Source organism: Serratia sp. AXJ-M (assembly GCF_046531865.1).
Taxonomy (GTDB): domain Bacteria; phylum Pseudomonadota; class Gammaproteobacteria; order Enterobacterales; family Enterobacteriaceae; genus Serratia; species Serratia liquefaciens.
On sequence record NZ_CP059394.1, the window covers coordinates 1,060,939 to 1,077,631 of the forward strand.

Genomic DNA, 16,693 nt, shown 5'->3' on the forward strand with positions numbered 1-16,693 from the left:
TACTCACTGTGCTATTCAAATCCTGTCACATGATGCGGCACATAAGCCGTTTCCAGCTCGGCTATCTCTTCCTGGGTTAATTCAAGATCGACGGCAGCAACGGCGTCTTCCAGATGTTCATGACGTGACGCGCCGATGATTGGCGCACTGACGACCGGCTTGCTCAATAGCCATGCCAGAGCGATTTGCGCCCGAGATACGCCGCGTTCTTGCGCAATGCTCGCCACGCGTTCTGCGATGATGGCGTCAATGCCTTCGGTTTCATCGTACAAGTTTTTGCCGACCTGATCGGACACCAGCCGCGCGGTGGTTTCACCCCATGGGCGGGTCAAACGCCCACGTGCCAGCGGGCTCCAGGGCAGCACCGCGATACCCTCGGCGGCGCACAGCGGCAGCATCTCTCGCTCTTCTTCCCGCTGGATCAGGTTGTACTGATCCTGCATGCTGACAAAACGCGTCCAGCCGTGCAGATCGGCGGTATAAAGTGCCTTGGCGAACTGCCAGGCGTACATCGAAGACGCGCCGATATAACGCGCCTTGCCGGCTTTCACCACCTCATGGAGCGCTTCCAGCGTTTCTTCCAGCGGCGTTTCATAGTCCCAACGGTGGATCTGCAACAGATCAACGTAGTCGGTGCCCAGTCGCTGCAAGCTATCGTCGATGGACTGCATGATTTTAGCGCGCGATAGCCCAGACTCGAGATTGCTCATCGGGAAATAGACTTTGGTGGCGAGCACTACTTCGTCACGGCGAGCGTAATCGCGCAGCGCCCGGCCGACGATCTCTTCGCTGCTGCCATCTGAGTAACTGTTGGCGGTATCGAAGAAGTTGATGCCGGCATCCAGCGCCTGTTTCAGCAGCGGGCGACTGCTTTCTTCCGGTAGCGTCCAGGCATGGTTGCCACGGTCGGGTTCACCGTAGGTCATGCAGCCGAGGCAGATGCGGGAAACGTTCAGGTCGGTATTGCCCAGTTTCAGATACTTCATGCTTTCCTCCCGGTATCAGCACAGAACTTTAACTGTAGCGGGTTTTCGGGCGACGCAAATGAAAACGCCCCCGCAATGCGGAGGCGTCGGTCAAATCAGGCGCGAAAATTATTGCGCCAGCCAGACCTCAATCTTCTGCTGTATCCCTGCGGCATCCAGACCCAGATCGACACGCACCTCTTCCTGGCTGCCTTGTGAGATAAAGCTGTCCGGCAGGCCGATATTCAGTACCGGGATAGCGCGACGCTTGGCCATCAGCAACTCGTTAACACCGCTACCGGCACCGCCCATAATGGCGTTTTCTTCCAGTGTGACCAGCGCGTCATGGCTGGCTGCCAGCTCCAGCACCAGCTGTTCGTCCAGCGGTTTTACGAAGCGCATATCCACCAGCGTGGCATTGAGCGCTTCCGACACCTGCGCAGCTTCCGGCAGCAAGGTGCCGAAGTTCAGGATCGCCAGTTTTTCACCTTCACGGCGGACAACGCCTTTGCCGATCGGCAGCGCGCTAAGGGGCTCCAGCGGCGCGCCGGTACCCGTACCGCGAGGGTAACGTACGGCGCTTGGGCCTTCGTTATAGTGATAACCGGTGTAGAGCATTTGGCGGCATTCGTTCTCATCACTTGGCGTCATGATCACCATAGTCGGGATGCAGCGCATGAATGACAGATCGAACGCACCCTGGTGAGTCTGGCCGTCAGCGCCGACAATACCACCGCGATCGATGGCAAACATCACCGGCAAATTTTGAATCGCGACGTCGTGGATCAGTTGATCGTAAGCGCGCTGCAGGAAGGTGGAGTAAATCGCCACCACCGGCTTGTAGCCGCCAATCGCCAACCCGGCAGCGAAGGTCACCGCGTGCTGTTCGGCGATCGCTACGTCAAAATATTGCTGCGGATAGTCGCGGGAGAATTGCACCATGCCCGAGCCTTCACGCATTGCCGGGGTAATCGCCATCAGTGAGCTGTCCTTGGCGGCGGTTTCGCACAGCCAATCGCCAAAGATTTTTGAATAGGTCGGCAGGCCGCCGGCGCTTTTCGGCAGGGTACCGCTGGCCGGATCGAATTTGGGTACCGCGTGGAAGCTGATCGGGTCTTTTTCTGCCGGTGCGTACCCACGGCCCTTTTTGGTCATGATATGCAGCAGTTGCGGGCCTTTCAGGTCACGCATGTTCTTCAAGGTAGCGACCAGTCCCTGAACGTCATGGCCGTCGACCGGGCCAATGTAGTTAAAGCCCAGCTCTTCGAACAGCGTGCCCGGCACGACCATGCCTTTCAGGTGTTCTTCGGTACGCTTGACCAGCTCTTTGATTGGCGGCAGGCCGGACAGCACTTTTTTACCGCCCTCACGCAGGGTGGAGTAAAGCTTGCCGGACAGCAGCTGCGCCAGATGATTGTTCAGCGCACCGACGTTTTCCGAAATCGACATTTCATTGTCGTTAAGCACCACCAGCATATCCGGATCGATGTCACCGGCGTGGTTCATGGCTTCAAATGCCATACCGGCGGTGATGGCGCCATCGCCGATAACGCAAACCGTACGGCGGTTTTTGCCTTCGCGAGCTGCAGCTACCGCCATGCCGAGACCGGCGCTGATCGAAGTCGAGGAGTGACCAACCGACAACACGTCATACTCACTTTCCGCACGCCATGGGAAAGGGTGCAGGCCATTTTTCTGGCGAATGGTGGAGATCTTGTCGCGGCGACCGGTCAAAATTTTATGCGGGTAAGCCTGATGACCCACGTCCCACACCAGATGATCGAAGGGGGTGTGGTACACATAGTGCAACGCCACCGTCAGTTCGACGGTTCCCAGCCCGGAGGCAAAGTGGCCGCTGGAACGGCTGACGCTGTCCAGCAGGTATTGCCGAAGTTCGTCACACAGTTTCGGCAGGCTCTCTTTCGGCAGCGAACGGAGTTCATCGGGATTTTCCGCTAGCGCCAGGGTCGGGTATTTGGCTATATCAAGACTCATTCGATACTCATATCAGAGGAGTTAACGTCACACGTTAATTGTCGCGTTCAATAATGAAGCTGGCTAACGCTCGCAATGGCGCTGTGTTATAAGATTGTGCTGCCAAAGTGTCTAATGCAGCTAAAGCTTCCTGATAGAGATCCCACGCTTTTGCTTTCGCGCTGTCAAGCCCGAGCAAAGCTGGATAGGTGCTCTTTCCGTGTTGCTGGTCCGCCCCCTGGCGTTTACCGATTTTTTCGGTTTCGCCGACCACGTCCAAAATATCATCCTGCACCTGAAACGCCAGGCCTATCGCGGCGGCGTATCGGTCAAGCTGCGGTAGCGCTTTACGGCCAGGTTCCCCGGCGGCCAAGGCCCCAAGGCGAACTGCTGCGCGAATTAACGCGCCGGTTTTGTGGCGATGGATCTGTTCCAACGCTTCCAGACCTATCTGTTTATCTTCGGCTTCCAGATCCAGCGATTGCCCACCGCACATGCCGGCAACGCCGCTGGCGGTGGCCAGCTCGGAAACCATCGCCAACCGATCGCGCAGCGCCACGTCGGGCATGTCGGCATCGGCCAGAATGGTGAATGCCAGCGTTTGAAGCGCATCTCCGGCCAGAATGGCATTGGCCTCGCCAAATTTGATGTGGCAGGTTGGCTGACCGCGACGCAGATCGTCGTCGTCCATGGCCGGCAAGTCGTCATGGATCAGCGAGTAGGCGTGAATGCATTCTACCGCAGCTGCGGGAGCATCCAAATTATTCAGTGATACGCCAAACATCTGCCCGGTAGTGTACACCAGAAACGGACGCAGGCGTTTCCCGCCCAGCAGTGCACCGTGACGCATTGCCGCCACCATATTGCCATCGTTGAATGGCAACGGTGCGATAAAATCCAGCAGCGTACGGTCGGCCCGCTGGCGCAAGGCCTGCAACTGGTCAGAAAAAGCGGTCTGTTGGACAGTTTCGGACATGGTGATTACTCGGCATCCGGTGTGAAAGGCGTCAGCGCAGCATCATCGGCGCTGTCGTTAAGCAAAATTTGTACGCGCTGCTCCGCCTGCTGCAGCTTCTGCTGGCCCTGACGCGCCAACTGCACGCCGCGTTCGAATTCATTCAGCGCGTCTTCCAGCGGTAATTCACCCGATTCCAGACGCGTCACGATGTTTTCCAGCTCGCTGAGGGAGCTCTCAAAGCTGACGTTTTGCTCTGTACTGTCTGATTGTGCAGGTTTTTTCGGCATAATTTTCTTTTTACATCATCATGTGAACAGTGGCGCCAGAGCCTATCCTAGCGGATCTTGATTGGCAAATCATGGCGCGCATGTGTGGTTTTGTGCACCGAGGCTCACCAGATAGTGATATACTCTGCGCCGCAAATGCGATTGATAAAACATTCGGCAACCCCGTGGGTTTTATCAATCGCATATACATTGTAAATCCTTTTCCCTCGTAATTCTGACAATAAAGACCGCCATGAAGTTTATCATTAAATTGTTCCCGGAAATCACCATCAAGAGCCAATCTGTGCGCTTGCGCTTTATCAAGATCCTCTCGACCAGTATCCGTAACGTCCTGAAGCAGTATGATGAAACACTGGCGGTCGTCCGTCACTGGGATCATATCGAAGTTCGCGCCAAAGATGAAAACCAGCGGCCGGTAATTGCCGACGCGTTAACGCGCATTCCCGGCATTCACCACATTCTGGAAGTGGAAGACCGCGACTATACCGATATCCACCATATTTTTGAGCAGACGCTGGAAGCCTACCGCGAGCAACTGCAGGGGAAAACTTTCTGCGTGCGCGTAAAGCGCCGCGGCAAGCAGGACTTCAATTCGCAGGACGTTGAGCGTTACGTTGGTGGCGGTCTGAACCAGCACATTGAGAGCGCGCGCGTTAAACTGTCGCACCCGCAGGTGACGGTTAACCTGGAAATCGAAGACGACAAGCTGATGCTGGTCAAAGCCCGCCGTGAAGGCATTGGCGGTTACCCGGTGGGCACTCAGGAAGACGTGCTGTCGCTGATTTCCGGTGGTTTCGACTCGGGCGTTTCCAGCTATATGCTGATGCGCCGTGGTTGCCGCGTGCATTATTGCTTCTTCAACCTGGGCGGCGCCGCGCATGAAATTGGCGTGCGGCAGGTGGCTCACTACCTGTGGAGCCGTTTTGCCAGTTCGCACAAGGTGCGCTTTATCGCCATCGATTTTGAACCTGTGGTCGGCGAGATCCTCGAGAAGGTCGAAGACGGTCAAATGGGCGTGGTGCTTAAGCGCATGATGGTGCGCGCCGCTTCACAGATAGCGGAGCGTTACGGCGTGCAGGCTCTGGTGACCGGTGAGGCGCTGGGACAGGTTTCCAGCCAAACGCTGACTAACCTGCGCTTGATCGACAACGCATCCGATACGCTGATTCTGCGTCCGCTGATCTCCCACGACAAAGAGCACATCATCAAAGTGGCGCGTGAGATTGGCACCGAAGACTTCGCCAAGACTATGCCGGAATACTGCGGCGTGATCTCGAAAAGCCCGACGGTGAAGGCGGTCAAAGCCAAAATCGAAGAAGAAGAAGCCCACTTTGACTTCAGCATTCTCGATCGCGTGGTCAGCGAAGCCAAGAACGTGGACATCCGCACCATCGCCGAGCAGACGCAGGAACAGGTTACCGAAGTGGAAACCGTGGCGGCGTTTGGCGCTGACGAGGTGATTCTGGATATTCGTTCTAATGACGAGCAGGAAGACAAGCCGCTGAAGCTGGATCAGGTTGAGGTGAAACCGCTGCCGTTCTACAAACTCAGCACCCAGTTTGGCGATTTGGACCAGAGCAAAACCTACCTGCTGTACTGTGAGCGTGGCGTGATGAGCCGCTTGCAGGCGCTGTATTTGCTGGAGCAGGGCTACAGCAACGTCAAGGTTTACCGTCCGTAATCAATCCAGGGGCGGGTAAACCGCCCCTGTGATTTAATCGCGAAAGTCGTACATCCCCGGAATCAAGACCAGCTGAGCGGCGATCTCCGCCGCTTTGGCTTTCCCCAGCAGCAAATCAATCAGCTTCAGCGCAAACTCCATCGAAGTTCCCGGCCCCTGGCTGGTGAGCAGATTAACGCGCGCGTCGTATACCACACGTCGTTCCATCCATTTATCGGCCGGGATCTGTTCTTTCAGCCCCGGGAAGCCGGTCATATTGCCGACGGGGAACAGATCGTGATGTTGCAGCACCAGCGCGGGTGCGGCACAAATGGCGGCGACGATATTGCCCTGAAGATGCATCTGACGCACTTTCTCCACCAGCAGCGGGCTGTCGCGGAAACACTCGGCACCTTTCAGGCCGCCGGGCAGCACTATCGCGTCGAAGGGCTCATCGACAATGGACACCAGCGCCGCATCTGCCAGCAGCTTGACGCCGCGTGAGCAGACAATAGTCAGGTCGCCATCGCCGGCTACGCTGGCGGTAGTGACTTTTATGCCTGCCCGAACCAACAGATCTATCGTGGTGACGGCTTCGATTTCTTCGCTACCAGGTGCCAGGCAGACCAGCGCCGATACGCTCATATTCATTTTCCTTTCGCTTAATCAATTCAAACAGTCGCGCGTTCTCCGGCAGAGTCACGCCGTGGCTGCGTGCGCGACGCAGCAGATAGCCTGTAATGTAGTCGATCTCGGTATGCCGCTGAGTGCGGATATCTTGCAGCATCGAAGAGACGTTGTCCGCAGTGCTCTGGATCACCTCCATCACATACTGCTGTAAGCCTTCGCAGGAGGTATGGTAACCCTCCATCGCCATCACGCCGGCGACTTCACGGCAGATGGCCTCAATTTGTTCCGGATAGCGCTGCAAATCGCCATTGCGGCAGTTATACAGGGCAGTTAGCGGGTTGATCACACAGTTGACCGCAAGTTTGCGCCAGTTCGCCGAGGCAATGTTGTTATGCCAGGCGACGTCAGGCAGTGCCTGATGCAGCACTTCCGCCAGGTGGCTGAGCGAAGTCGCCGCCGGAGATGTCGGGCCGATATGGGTGGTGCCGCCGGCAACATGGATAATAGTGCTGCCGTCATGGCGTGCCGCATGGGTGGTGGTACCCTGCAGTATCGGCTGGTTGTTCGGCGGCAGTTCGTCCTGCGTGCCCATGCCGTTATGCAGCAGCAGGATGGCGCAACGCGGGTGCAGCTTCGGCAGCAGGGCGCTAACCGCCCCAGAGACTTGCCAGGCTTTTAGCGTGACCAGCAACAGTTCGCTCTGGGCCAGATGTTCAGGATCGTTGGTGGGCAAATTACGGTTGAACGAGAGGCCTTCAGGCTCAATGACGTTCACTGCGCAAAAGGGTTGCGGTACTCGTAACCATCCCTGTACGTCATGGCCCTGCTGATAAAGCCGGGAGAGCCACAGCTGTCCGAGCGCGCCGCAACCAAGAACAGTTATTTTCATCCAGACTCCTTGGGGTAACGGGAAGAACGCCCAGTATCTATCCTATAATTATAGACTTTTCTGCTGCGCGGCGGGGCCGGCAAATTTTGTCTGAGGCGCTAAAGCGGTTATCATGCTCGGCATCGAAATCGCCTATCACATTAGGCTCTAATTCAGGAGGAAGAAGTATGCCATCTTTCGACATTGTTTCCGAAATTGATATGCAAGAAGTACGTAACGCCGTTGAGAACGCCACGCGCGATCTTGGTACCCGTTGGGATTTCCGTAACATGCCGGCCAGCTTTGAGCTGAACGAAAAAAACGAAAGCATCAAGGTTGCCAGCGAATCTGATTTTCAGGTGCAGCAGCTGCTCGATATTCTGCGTGAAAAACTCAGCAAGCGCAGCATTGACGGCGGCGCGCTGGAGATCCCCGAGGAGCTGACCCACAGCGGCAAAACCTACAGTGTGGAAGCCAAGCTGAAGCAGGGTATTGAAGCCGCCCAAGCGAAGAAAATCGTCAAGCTGATCAAAGACAGCAAGCTGAAAGTTCAGGTGCAAATCCAAGGGGATGAAGTACGGGTAACCGGTAAATCACGCGACGACCTGCAGGGCGTGATGGCGCTGGTGCGCGGTGCCGATCTGGGGCAGCCTTTCCAGTTCAAAAACTTCCGCGACTGATCCTTTCGCCAAGAAGAATATATTGATGGGGCCGGCTTGCCGGCCCCTAGTCTGATGACAAACACCCGAAAAACGTGGTTTTCGGATGTTTGGGGTAAATCAGAAGATATAATCCTTTGTTTTTATTAGCCCCAAGGTCAGGACTTTTAACTGCAAAGGACTTTGTCAGCAATCTGGGGGCCGGCTTGCCGGCCCTTTTCTTTACAGCGAATTCACCAGCGCTTCCAACTGGCCGCGGTTGGTTTGCTTGGTATCGACCTTTACGTAGGCGCTGCGCTCTTCCGGCACCACAATCGCTTCTGCTACACCCGGCTGGGCCTTCAGGCGGCTTTCCAACGCCGAGTCTTTCACTGCCAGTTCCGACAGCGTAATACGTAGGCTGCTCACGTACGGCGGTTCCTGCATGGTGCTGCTGACCATAAACCAGATGGCGGCTAAAACTGCCCCGGCGATAAAGACCAATCCCGCGCCCTGCAGGCCGTACAGAAAGCCTCCCAGGCTGCCGCCAATTGCCACGCCGATAAACTGGCTGGTGGAGTAAACCCCCATCGCCGTGCCTTTATAGCCCGCCGGCGACTCTTTACTGATCAGGGAAGGCAGGATCGCTTCCATCACGTTGAACGCCATAAAGAACAACTGAACGCCGGCAATAATGCCCCAAAGATGCGCGCCGGACAGCCACAGCAGCACTTCAGCACAGAACAATACCGCCACGCAGCCCATAAACACCTGCTTCATGCGGCGCTTCTTTTCGGCATAGATGATAAACGGCACTACGGCGGCGAAAGACACCAGCATGGTGACCAGATAGACAATCCAGTGTTCGCTGGGCGCCAAACCGGCTTTTTCCATTGCTAATGGCAGTGCCACGAAGCTGGACATCAACAAGATGTGCAGGCACATGATGCCGAAATTCAGTTTCAGCAGGCGGGAATTGCTCAACACCTTGCTGAAACTGCCACGGACTATACTGGATTCGCGGTTCAGCACGTGGCTGCTGGCGGAAGGCACGACCGCCAGGGTGATGACGATACCGGCCAATGCCAGCACGGCAATCATCCAGAACAGCGCATGCAGGCCAAAAGCGTGGGTGACTATCGGGCCGACCACCATGGCGATGGCGAAGGTAATACCAAAGCTGACGCCGATGAATGCCATCGCTTTGGTACGGTTCTGTTCCCGGGTCAAATCAGACAGTAGTGCCATCACCGCTGCGGCGATAGCGCCGGAACCTTGCAATGCCCGGCCGAGGATCACCCCCCAGATGGAGTCGGTGGCGGCGGCGATCACGCTACCCAGCGCGAAGATCAACAGCCCGCCGACAATCAGCGGCTTGCGGCCGATGCGGTCGGAAATCAGGCCGAAGGGAATTTGGAACACCGCTTGCGCCAGGCCGTAAATGCCAATGGCGATACCGATCAGCGTTTCGCTGGCGCCGTTCAACGCCATACCGTAGGTGGTCAGTACCGGCAGCACCATAAACATGCCGAGCATGCGCAGTGAGAATACCGTTCCTAATCCCCAGGTCGCCCGTCGTTCCAGCGGGGTCATTGCATTATCGTTCATTAAAACCTCATTAAAAGCCATTCCGTCAGGTTATCGGTGATAACGCCTGATGGGATAGCTTCTGTTAAAACTGCGTCATTTTAGTGTGAAGGGCAGGGGGGGTAAATCTAATGTTGTTTAGCAGATATTACAGTTCGTCGGTTTTTCTGCGAGACAAATAAAATGGGCCGCTAAGCGGCCCATAGAGAGCGGACAAAGACCTCAGTAGCTAGTAGTAATGCATTGAGTACTAATAGAAACAAAGGATTATATCTCTGCCTTGCCCCAAACATCCGAAAACCACGTTTTTCGGGTGTTTGTCATCAATTTAATGGGCCGCTAAGCGGCCCATTAACAGACGATTTGGCTTACCAGACGTAAGTCATCAAGGTTTCCGGCGAGGCCGAAGCGCTGAAGTCGATAGACATCATCACGCTGAGCGAGGTAATGGCAACAATCGAGAACACAAACAGTTTGCGTGCCCAAACGCTGTCATTTTCGGCTTTGTAACCACGCAGCGCCATCCCCAGCCACCAAACGCTCACCGCCGCAGCGACGATCAGGTATTTGTAGCCGGCGTAGCCGCCCAAAGTCAGCATCAGCGTAGCAACCATAAACGCCACGATGTAGACGGTGATGTGGTTCTTCGCCACCGAGATGCCTTTGACGACAGGCAGTACCGGAATGTTGGCCGCCTGGTAATCTTTAAAGCGGAAGATGGCAATCGCATAGGAATGCGGCATCTGCCACAGGCTAAAGATAGCCAGCAGGATCAACGCACCGGCATCGAACTCGTTGGTGACCGCACAGTAACCGATAACCGGTGGTGCAGCGCCCGACAAGCTGCCGATCAGCGTGCCATATACCGAGTGGCGTTTCATGTACAGGCTGTAGACGCCGACATAAACCACAAAGCCCATCACCGCCAGCCACATGGCCAGCGGGTTGGCGCCAATATACAGCAACGCAAAGCCCGCAATACCCAGAGCGGTAGCGTAAACCAGGCTTACACTCGGCGCGATCAGGCCTTTTACCAGCACCCGATTCTTCGTTCTCTCCATTTTCTTGTCGATGTCGCGGTCAATGTAGTTGTTAAACACACAGCCCGAAGCGACAACCAACGAGACACCCACCAGGGTGGCGAGAAACAGGGGATAGTCGATGCTTCCTTTGGAAGCCAACAGGAATCCCCCGACGACAGAAATTAAATTGCCGAAAATAATTCCTGGTTTAGTTACTTGCAGGTATTGCTTAATCATCACGTGCAGCTCGACTCTTAACTGACCATCATATTGATGTTGAGGTTGTACATAATCCAGAGTGAACCCACAACAACGATACCGATGATCATAGCGGTGAACAGCAATGCCACCAGGTTCCAGCGCTCTTCCGATGAGGTATTCATGTGCAGGAAGTAAATCAGGTGAACGACGACCTGAATCACTGCCATGCCAACAACAACCGCCAGGATGGTTGAGTGAGAGGCGGTACCGCTCATCACCATCGCAAATGGAATCACCGTCAGGATGATCGACAGAATAAAGCCGATCAGATAGGTCTTGACGCTACCGTGGCTTGCGCCGCCGTGAGAAGTTTCATGGGATGAATGACTCATGACATAACCCCCAGCAGGTAAACAACGGTGAAGACGCAGATCCAGACCACGTCCAGGAAGTGCCAGAACAGGCTCAGGCACATCAAACGGGTTTTGTTGGTTGCGGTCAGGCCACGCTTGCTGACCTGAATCATCATGATGATGATCCAAACCAGACCGGTAGTTACGTGCAGACCGTGGGTCGCAACCAGCGCGAAGAAGCTGGACAGGAACGCACTGCGATCCGGGCCATAGCCTTCAACGATCAGGTGATGGAATTCGTAGATTTCCATCGCAACGAAGCCCAGACCGAACAGGAAGGTCAGGAACAGCCAGGTGTTAACGCTGCTAACCTTGCCTTTGTTCATGCCGATCATCGCCATACCGTAGGTGATGGAGCTGAACAACAGCAGGAAGGTTTCAACCAGGACAAACTTCAGATCGAAGATGTCTTTGCCAGAGGGACCGCTAGCGGTCCCGTTCACCAGTACTGCATAAGTCGCGAACAAGCTCGCAAACAAAATACAGTCGCTCATCAGGTAGATCCAGAATCCGAAGACTTTGGTCTCTCCTGCGTCGTGGTGCCCATGCTCTGCATGGGCTGCGTTATGGTTAGTCAGAGTATCAGTTGACATGTTTCACGCCTGCTTTGCTGATTTGTTCATAGTGTTGGTTTTCAATGCGCTCGATCTCATCAACCTGCACATAGTAATCAACATCTTCATCGAAGCTCTTGGCAATCCAGGTCACGATCATACCTACGAAGGCAGCGATCGCCATCCACCAGATGTCCCAGATCATCGCGAAACCAAATACCAGGCTGAAGCCAGCAATAATCACACCGGCACCGGTATTCTTCGGCATATGAATCGGTTCGTATTTAGCCGGTTTCTTATAAGCTACGCCTTTTTCTTTCATGTCCCAGAATTCATCACGGTCATGAATCTGTGGCACTACGGCAAAGTTATAGAACGGCGGTGGAGACGAAGTCGACCACTCCAGCGTACGAGCACCCCATGGGTCACCGGTCAGGTCACGGTTCTGCTCACGGTCACGCACACTGACGAACACCTGAATCACTTGGCACAGGATACCGCAGGCAATCAGAGCCGCGCCGCCAGCCGCTACCAGCAGCAGTGGGTGGAACTCTGGGTTGATGTTCTGGCTGATACGACGAGTCATACCCATAAAGCCCAGAGCATACAGCGGCATAAAGGCCACGAAGAAGCCGATGATCCAGAACCAGAACGCACGGATACCCCATTTTTCGTTCAGCGTGAAGCCGAAGGATTTAGGGAACCAGTAGGTCAGGCCTGCGAAGCAACCGAACACCACACCACCAATGATAACGTTATGGAAGTGGGCAATCAGGAACAGACTGTTGTGCAGCACGAAGTTCGCGCCCGGCACGGCCAACAGAACACCGGTCATACCACCCACGGAGAAGGTGATGATGAAGCCGATGGTCCACAGCATAGCGGAGTTGAGCTGAATGCGGCCCTGGTACATGGTGAACAGCCAGTTGAAGATTTTCACCCCGGTAGGGATGGAAATGATCATGGTGGCAATACCGAAGAAGGCGTTTACGTTCGCGCCGGACCCCATGGTAAAGAAGTGGTGCAGCCATACGATGAACGACAGAACGGTAATCGCGATGGTTGCCCATACCAGTGAGGTATAGCCGAACAGACGTTTTCTCGAGAAGGTCGCGGTGACTTCGGAGAACACACCGAACACCGGCAGAACCAGGATATACACCTCTGGGTGACCCCAGGCCCAAATCAGGTTGATGTACATCATCATGTTGCCGCCCATATCATTGGTAAAGAAATGGGTGCCCAGATAGCGATCCAGGGTCAGCAACGCGATGGTTACGGTCAGAATTGGGAAAGAAACGATGATCAGGACGTTAGTACACAGAGCTGCCCAGGTGAACACCGGCATCTTCATCAGAGGCATGCCAGGAGCACGCATCTTCAGAATGGTGGCGAAGAAGTTCACACCGGTCAACAGGGTACCGATACCGGAAATCTGCAGACTCCAGATCCAGTAGTCGACCCCGACGCCAGGACTGTATTCCTTGCCCGACAGCGGCGGATACGCCAGCCAACCTGTCTGCGCGAACTCACCAACCCCCAGAGAGATGTTGATCAGCACTACGCCCACCACGAAGAACCAGAAGCTCAGGGAGTTCAGGAACGGGAAGGCAACGTCGCGCGCACCGATTTGCAAAGGTACCACTACGTTCATCAGACCGACCACGAAAGGCATCGCCATGAAGAAGATCATGATGACGCCGTGGGCGGTGAAGATTTGGTCGTAGTGGTGCGGTGGCAGGAATCCGGCCTCGCCGGCGGACGCAAGCGCCTGCTGACTACGCATCATGATGGCATCGGCAAAACCACGCAGCAGCATAACCATTGCCACGATGATGTACATGATACCAATTTTTTTATGGTCAACCGAAGTCAACCAATCGCTCCATAGCCATTTCCACTTGCCGAAATAGGTTATCAGCGCCAGCAGTGCCAGGCCCCCAATAACAATTGCAGCAACGGTGACCATGATGATCGGTTCGTGGTACGGAACCGCATCAATCGTTAATTTTCCCAACATCAGTTTATTCCTCGGCTCCGGCGTGAGCATGTTCACCCATGTCCATACCCTGGCTCATGTCCATACCTTCGTGCGCGGTAGCGCCTTTGTGCATGTCCATATCACCCATGAATTTGCCAATAGTTTCTTTGAACAAATTCGGTTTGACACTGGAGAAGTACTCGACCGGGTTGTTTTCACTCGGCTCTGCCAGTTTGTTAAAGTCGCTGGTGGCGTTTAGGTTATTCGACGATGCTTTCACCTTGGCAACCCACTGATCGAAGTCGCCTTCGGTTGGGGTGACAATGGCGGTGAATTTCATGCCGGAGAACCCGCGACCGCTGAAGCTGCTTGAAATACCGTCGTATTTGCCTGCTTCATTGCCGATCAGGTGCAGTTTGGTCTGCATCCCGGCCATCGCATAAATCTGCCCACCTAACTGAGGAATAAAGAACGAGTTCATTACCGAGTTAGAGGTGATCTTGAATTCGACTGGAACATCTTTCGGGAAGGCCAGCTCATTAACCGTCGCGATACCTTGTTCCGGGTAGATAAACAGCCATTTCCAGTCGAGCGACACTACTTCGATCGTCATCGGCTTCTTGTCAGTGACAATCGGCTTGAACGGATCCAGTTCGTGGGTAGTCTTCCAGGTAATGGTGCCCAGGATGGCGATGATAATGATAGGAATGGTCCAGACGACCGCTTCGATCTTGTTGGAATGTGACCAGTTCGGACTGTATTTGGCGTCTTTGTTGGAAGCACGGTACTTCCAGGCAAAGGCGAACGCCATAAAGATAACTGGTATCACCACGATCAACATCAATGCGATTGCAGTGATAATCAGTGTCCGTTGCTCAACACCAATTGCTCCTTTGGGATTCATCAATACCATATTGCAACCACTGAGCATTACAGTGGAGGCAATTAATGACAACATCCCAATACTTTTATTGTATTTCTTAAGTCTCATCTAACGACCTCAATTACAAAGGCTCTATTGTCGTTTCATGTGTGCGGGCATTTTACGGGAAGGTTGCAGTACTGTAAACATGCTTAAGGGAGTGTCAGCGCCTTGTTGACACTTTCTGTTAAGGGTGTCACAGATGTCACGCTACGTGACAATTTACTAATGGCAACAACGCGTTGGCGCGCTGAATCGTTCCGGGTAATTCGTATGTTAAGGAAAACTAAAGGTATGATGAATCTTTCAGGTGAAAACGCTTTTTTGAAATACGAATGAAAGGTTTATTTAATGTAAAATAATTGTGTCTTAAAGGTGAATTTAATTTTATTTCCGAGCGCCGTACTCGGATAAAAAAATAATTTGGACAGGAATTATATTTTTTAACTAAATAAATACATCACTCTGATGCGTTTTTGTCGACCGGCACGATGGCCGGTCGACTCGATCAGGCCAGTCGGGTACGACGCAGTGCCAGATAGTCCAGCAGGCTCCCCATCGCAATACCTACCAGACTCAGCGCGGCGCCCATCTGCAGTAACCGATCGGCCAGGTTCGGCAAGAGGGTCCAGTCGAGCGCATTGGTGATAAGCAGGAGCAGCCACAGGCCCAGCATGGAGCAGCCCACCGTCAGCAGGCGCAAGGCCCAGCGGTAAAACTGGCGGAATTCGGTACGCGGCATGAAGTTATCGGTGCGTTGAGTATATTCCAGCGTCTGACGGCACAGGTGCAACAGCAGAAGACCAGGCACCGCGGCAACGATCGAGAATAAATAGAACAGTGGCCAGCCGTGTGCTTCAACAAACCATCCGGCAATCGGCCCGACGTATACCCGCCCGACGGCAGATAATGCCGACAGCAGGGCAAACTGGGTGGCGGAAAATGACTTGTTGCACAGCGTCATCAGCAGCGCGACAAAGGCCGCAGTGCCCATGCCGCCGCACAGGTTTTCCAGGAAGATGGCGCTGCCCATGGTCATGATGTTTTTATCGGTGACCGCCAGTATCCAATAGCCGAGATTGGAAACCGCCTGCAGAATGCCGAACAGCATCAGGGCACGGAACAGGCTGAGGCGTTGCATCAGCACGCCGCCAAACAGCGCGCCGACGATGGTGGCGAACAGGCCGAGCGTTTTGTTGACCAGACCGACTTCACCGGCATCGAAGCCGACGCCACGGATCAGGAAGGTGGTGCTCAGGCTGCCGGCAAAGGCGTCACCCATCTTGTACATCACGATCAGCAGTAAAATCAGCCAGGCATTGTTACGCGCAAAGAAATCACGCAGCGGAGCGACTACCGCCTGCTCCATGGTGCGCGGTGCCGGAATGCTGTCGTCGGGTTCAGGCGCCAGCAGGGTGGCAACAATACCGATCAGCATCAAACCGGCCATCAACCAATAGGTCGACTGCCAGCCTAAGTAGCGGTCCGCCAGCCACAGCGCCAACCCACCGGACACCAGCATCGCCAGCCGGTAACCCAATACCGAGACGGCGGCACCGGTGCCGCGCTCTTCTGCGCTCAGCAGATCGGTTTTATAGGCGTCAAAAACAATATCCTGTGACGCAGAACAGAACGCCACGAGTACCGCCAATGCCGCCAGCCACCACAGGTGCTGTGCCGGCTGCATAAAGCCCATCGCCACAATCGACACCACCAGCAACAGCTGGCTGATCAGCAGCCAGCCGCGCCGACGCCCGAGAAAGGGCGGGGTGTAGCGATCCATAAAGGGCGACCAGAGGAATTTGAACACATAGGCCTGGCCGACCAGCGAAAAAATGCCGATGGTTTTCAGATCGATGTTTTCGACGGTCATCCAGGCTTGCAGCGTGCCGGAGGTCAGTGCCAAGGGCAGACCCGACGCGAAGCCCAGCAGCAGGAGGATGGCGGAATTACGCTGGGTGAAGATATTCAGATACTGTTTCGACATGAGTTCCCTGTCTGCACCGCCCGATGGTTCGGGCGGCACAAGGCGT

General features: G+C 54.8%; 15 protein-coding genes. 2 read left to right on the plus strand and 13 right to left on the minus strand.

Going from position 1 to position 16,693, the window contains the following annotated elements; genetic code table 11:
• Positions 1–11 precede the first annotated feature (11 nt).
• The 4 genes from H0S68_RS04935 to xseB all read right to left on the minus strand — a co-directional run bounded on the left by H0S68_RS04935 (position 12) and on the right by xseB (position 4,184).
• Positions 12–986, minus strand: a complete 975-nt coding sequence (locus tag H0S68_RS04935; RefSeq protein WP_046374358.1) for an aldo/keto reductase — start codon at positions 984–986, stop codon at positions 12–14.
• A 108-nt stretch (positions 987–1,094) separates the two neighbouring features.
• Positions 1,095–2,960: a 1-deoxy-D-xylulose-5-phosphate synthase gene (gene dxs, locus H0S68_RS04940; protein ID WP_198639701.1), complete on the minus strand. Its 1,866-nt coding sequence runs from the start codon at positions 2,958–2,960 to the stop codon at positions 1,095–1,097.
• Between the two features lie 34 nt (positions 2,961–2,994).
• Positions 2,995–3,915, minus strand: a complete 921-nt coding sequence (ispA, locus tag H0S68_RS04945; protein WP_020825477.1) for a (2E,6E)-farnesyl diphosphate synthase — start codon at positions 3,913–3,915, stop codon at positions 2,995–2,997.
• Between the two features lie 5 nt (positions 3,916–3,920).
• Complete coding sequence (gene xseB / locus H0S68_RS04950) at positions 3,921–4,184, minus strand: exodeoxyribonuclease VII small subunit (protein WP_020825478.1); 264 nt, start codon at positions 4,182–4,184, stop codon at positions 3,921–3,923.
• Positions 4,185–4,416: 232 nt separating this feature from the next.
• Here xseB and thiI point away from each other — a divergent pair, with 232 nt between their 5' ends.
• A complete protein-coding gene (thiI, locus tag H0S68_RS04955) occupies positions 4,417–5,865 on the plus strand; it encodes a tRNA uracil 4-sulfurtransferase ThiI (protein ID WP_410529203.1) in 1,449 nt (482 codons plus the stop codon).
• Positions 5,866–5,898: 33 nt separating this feature from the next.
• Here thiI and yajL read toward each other — a convergent pair whose 3' ends face one another.
• Both yajL and panE read right to left on the minus strand, forming a co-directional pair.
• Positions 5,899–6,489: a protein deglycase YajL gene (yajL, locus tag H0S68_RS04960; RefSeq protein WP_409325275.1), complete on the minus strand. Its 591-nt coding sequence runs from the start codon at positions 6,487–6,489 to the stop codon at positions 5,899–5,901.
• Positions 6,452–7,363 carry a 2-dehydropantoate 2-reductase gene (gene panE / locus H0S68_RS04965; RefSeq protein WP_046374353.1) on the minus strand — a complete coding sequence of 304 codons (912 nt, stop codon included), beginning with the start codon at positions 7,361–7,363 and terminating at the stop codon, positions 6,452–6,454. The genes yajL and panE overlap by 38 nt, the downstream gene beginning before the upstream one ends.
• Before the next feature lie 167 nt (positions 7,364–7,530).
• On the opposite strand from panE, the gene H0S68_RS04970 reads away from it, so the two are divergent.
• Positions 7,531–8,022, plus strand: coding sequence for a YajQ family cyclic di-GMP-binding protein (locus H0S68_RS04970; RefSeq protein WP_410529204.1), 492 nt, complete (start codon positions 7,531–7,533; stop codon positions 8,020–8,022).
• 201 nt (positions 8,023–8,223) lie between these two features.
• Here H0S68_RS04970 and H0S68_RS04975 read toward each other — a convergent pair whose 3' ends face one another.
• From H0S68_RS04975 to ampG, 7 genes are all read right to left on the minus strand, one after another.
• The gene (locus H0S68_RS04975; protein WP_020825483.1) at positions 8,224–9,588 is read right to left on the minus strand and encodes an MFS transporter; all 1,365 of its coding nucleotides are present in this window, start codon (positions 9,586–9,588) and stop codon (positions 8,224–8,226) included.
• A 347-nt stretch (positions 9,589–9,935) separates the two neighbouring features.
• Positions 9,936–10,826: a heme o synthase gene (gene cyoE, locus H0S68_RS04980; protein ID WP_020825484.1), complete on the minus strand. Its 891-nt coding sequence runs from the start codon at positions 10,824–10,826 to the stop codon at positions 9,936–9,938.
• A gap of 17 nt (positions 10,827–10,843) precedes the next feature.
• Entirely contained in the window at positions 10,844–11,182 is a 339-nt protein-coding gene (locus tag H0S68_RS04985; RefSeq protein ID WP_020825485.1) for a cytochrome o ubiquinol oxidase subunit IV, read from the minus strand.
• A complete protein-coding gene (locus tag H0S68_RS04990; RefSeq protein ID WP_410529205.1) occupies positions 11,179–11,796 on the minus strand; it encodes a cytochrome o ubiquinol oxidase subunit III in 618 nt (205 codons plus the stop codon). Before H0S68_RS04990 ends, H0S68_RS04985 begins: the two co-directional genes overlap by 4 nt.
• Positions 11,786–13,777 carry a cytochrome o ubiquinol oxidase subunit I gene (gene cyoB / locus H0S68_RS04995; protein WP_020825487.1) on the minus strand — a complete coding sequence of 664 codons (1,992 nt, stop codon included), beginning with the start codon at positions 13,775–13,777 and terminating at the stop codon, positions 11,786–11,788. The genes H0S68_RS04990 and cyoB overlap by 11 nt, the downstream gene beginning before the upstream one ends.
• Before the next feature lie 4 nt (positions 13,778–13,781).
• Positions 13,782–14,729 (minus strand): cytochrome o ubiquinol oxidase subunit II, encoded by a 948-nt coding sequence (gene cyoA, locus H0S68_RS05000; protein WP_041414273.1) that lies wholly within the window; start codon positions 14,727–14,729, stop codon positions 13,782–13,784.
• Positions 14,730–15,168: 439 nt separating this feature from the next.
• Positions 15,169–16,647 carry a muropeptide MFS transporter AmpG gene (gene ampG, locus H0S68_RS05005; protein WP_046374350.1) on the minus strand — a complete coding sequence of 493 codons (1,479 nt, stop codon included), beginning with the start codon at positions 16,645–16,647 and terminating at the stop codon, positions 15,169–15,171.
• Positions 16,648–16,693: the final 46 nt, after the last annotated feature.

What these genes read in the sequence shown, in the direction of transcription:
- dxs (WP_198639701.1), bottom strand. Translation starts at nt 2,960, where the DNA reads ATGAGTCTTGATATAGCCAAATACCCGACCCTGGCGCTAGCGGAAAAT.
- thiI (WP_410529203.1), top strand. Translation starts at nt 4,417, where the DNA reads ATGAAGTTTATCATTAAATTGTTCCCGGAAATCACCATCAAGAGCCAA.
- ispA (WP_020825477.1), bottom strand. Translation starts at nt 3,915, where the DNA reads ATGTCCGAAACTGTCCAACAGACCGCTTTTTCTGACCAGTTGCAGGCC.
- H0S68_RS04975 (WP_020825483.1), bottom strand. Translation starts at nt 9,588, where the DNA reads ATGAACGATAATGCAATGACCCCGCTGGAACGACGGGCGACCTGGGGA.
- cyoA (WP_041414273.1), bottom strand. Translation starts at nt 14,729, where the DNA reads ATGAGACTTAAGAAATACAATAAAAGTATTGGGATGTTGTCATTAATT.
- ampG (WP_046374350.1), bottom strand. Translation starts at nt 16,647, where the DNA reads ATGTCGAAACAGTATCTGAATATCTTCACCCAGCGTAATTCCGCCATC.
- yajL (WP_409325275.1), bottom strand. Translation starts at nt 6,489, where the DNA reads ATGAGCGTATCGGCGCTGGTCTGCCTGGCACCTGGTAGCGAAGAAATC.
- cyoE (WP_020825484.1), bottom strand. Translation starts at nt 10,826, where the DNA reads ATGATTAAGCAATACCTGCAAGTAACTAAACCAGGAATTATTTTCGGC.
- xseB (WP_020825478.1), bottom strand. Translation starts at nt 4,184, where the DNA reads ATGCCGAAAAAACCTGCACAATCAGACAGTACAGAGCAAAACGTCAGC.
- H0S68_RS04985 (WP_020825485.1), bottom strand. Translation starts at nt 11,182, where the DNA reads ATGAGTCATTCATCCCATGAAACTTCTCACGGCGGCGCAAGCCACGGT.
- panE (WP_046374353.1), bottom strand. Translation starts at nt 7,363, where the DNA reads ATGAAAATAACTGTTCTTGGTTGCGGCGCGCTCGGACAGCTGTGGCTC.
- cyoB (WP_020825487.1), bottom strand. Translation starts at nt 13,777, where the DNA reads ATGTTGGGAAAATTAACGATTGATGCGGTTCCGTACCACGAACCGATC.
- H0S68_RS04935 (WP_046374358.1), bottom strand. Translation starts at nt 986, where the DNA reads ATGAAGTATCTGAAACTGGGCAATACCGACCTGAACGTTTCCCGCATC.
- H0S68_RS04990 (WP_410529205.1), bottom strand. Translation starts at nt 11,796, where the DNA reads ATGTCAACTGATACTCTGACTAACCATAACGCAGCCCATGCAGAGCAT.
- H0S68_RS04970 (WP_410529204.1), top strand. Translation starts at nt 7,531, where the DNA reads ATGCCATCTTTCGACATTGTTTCCGAAATTGATATGCAAGAAGTACGT.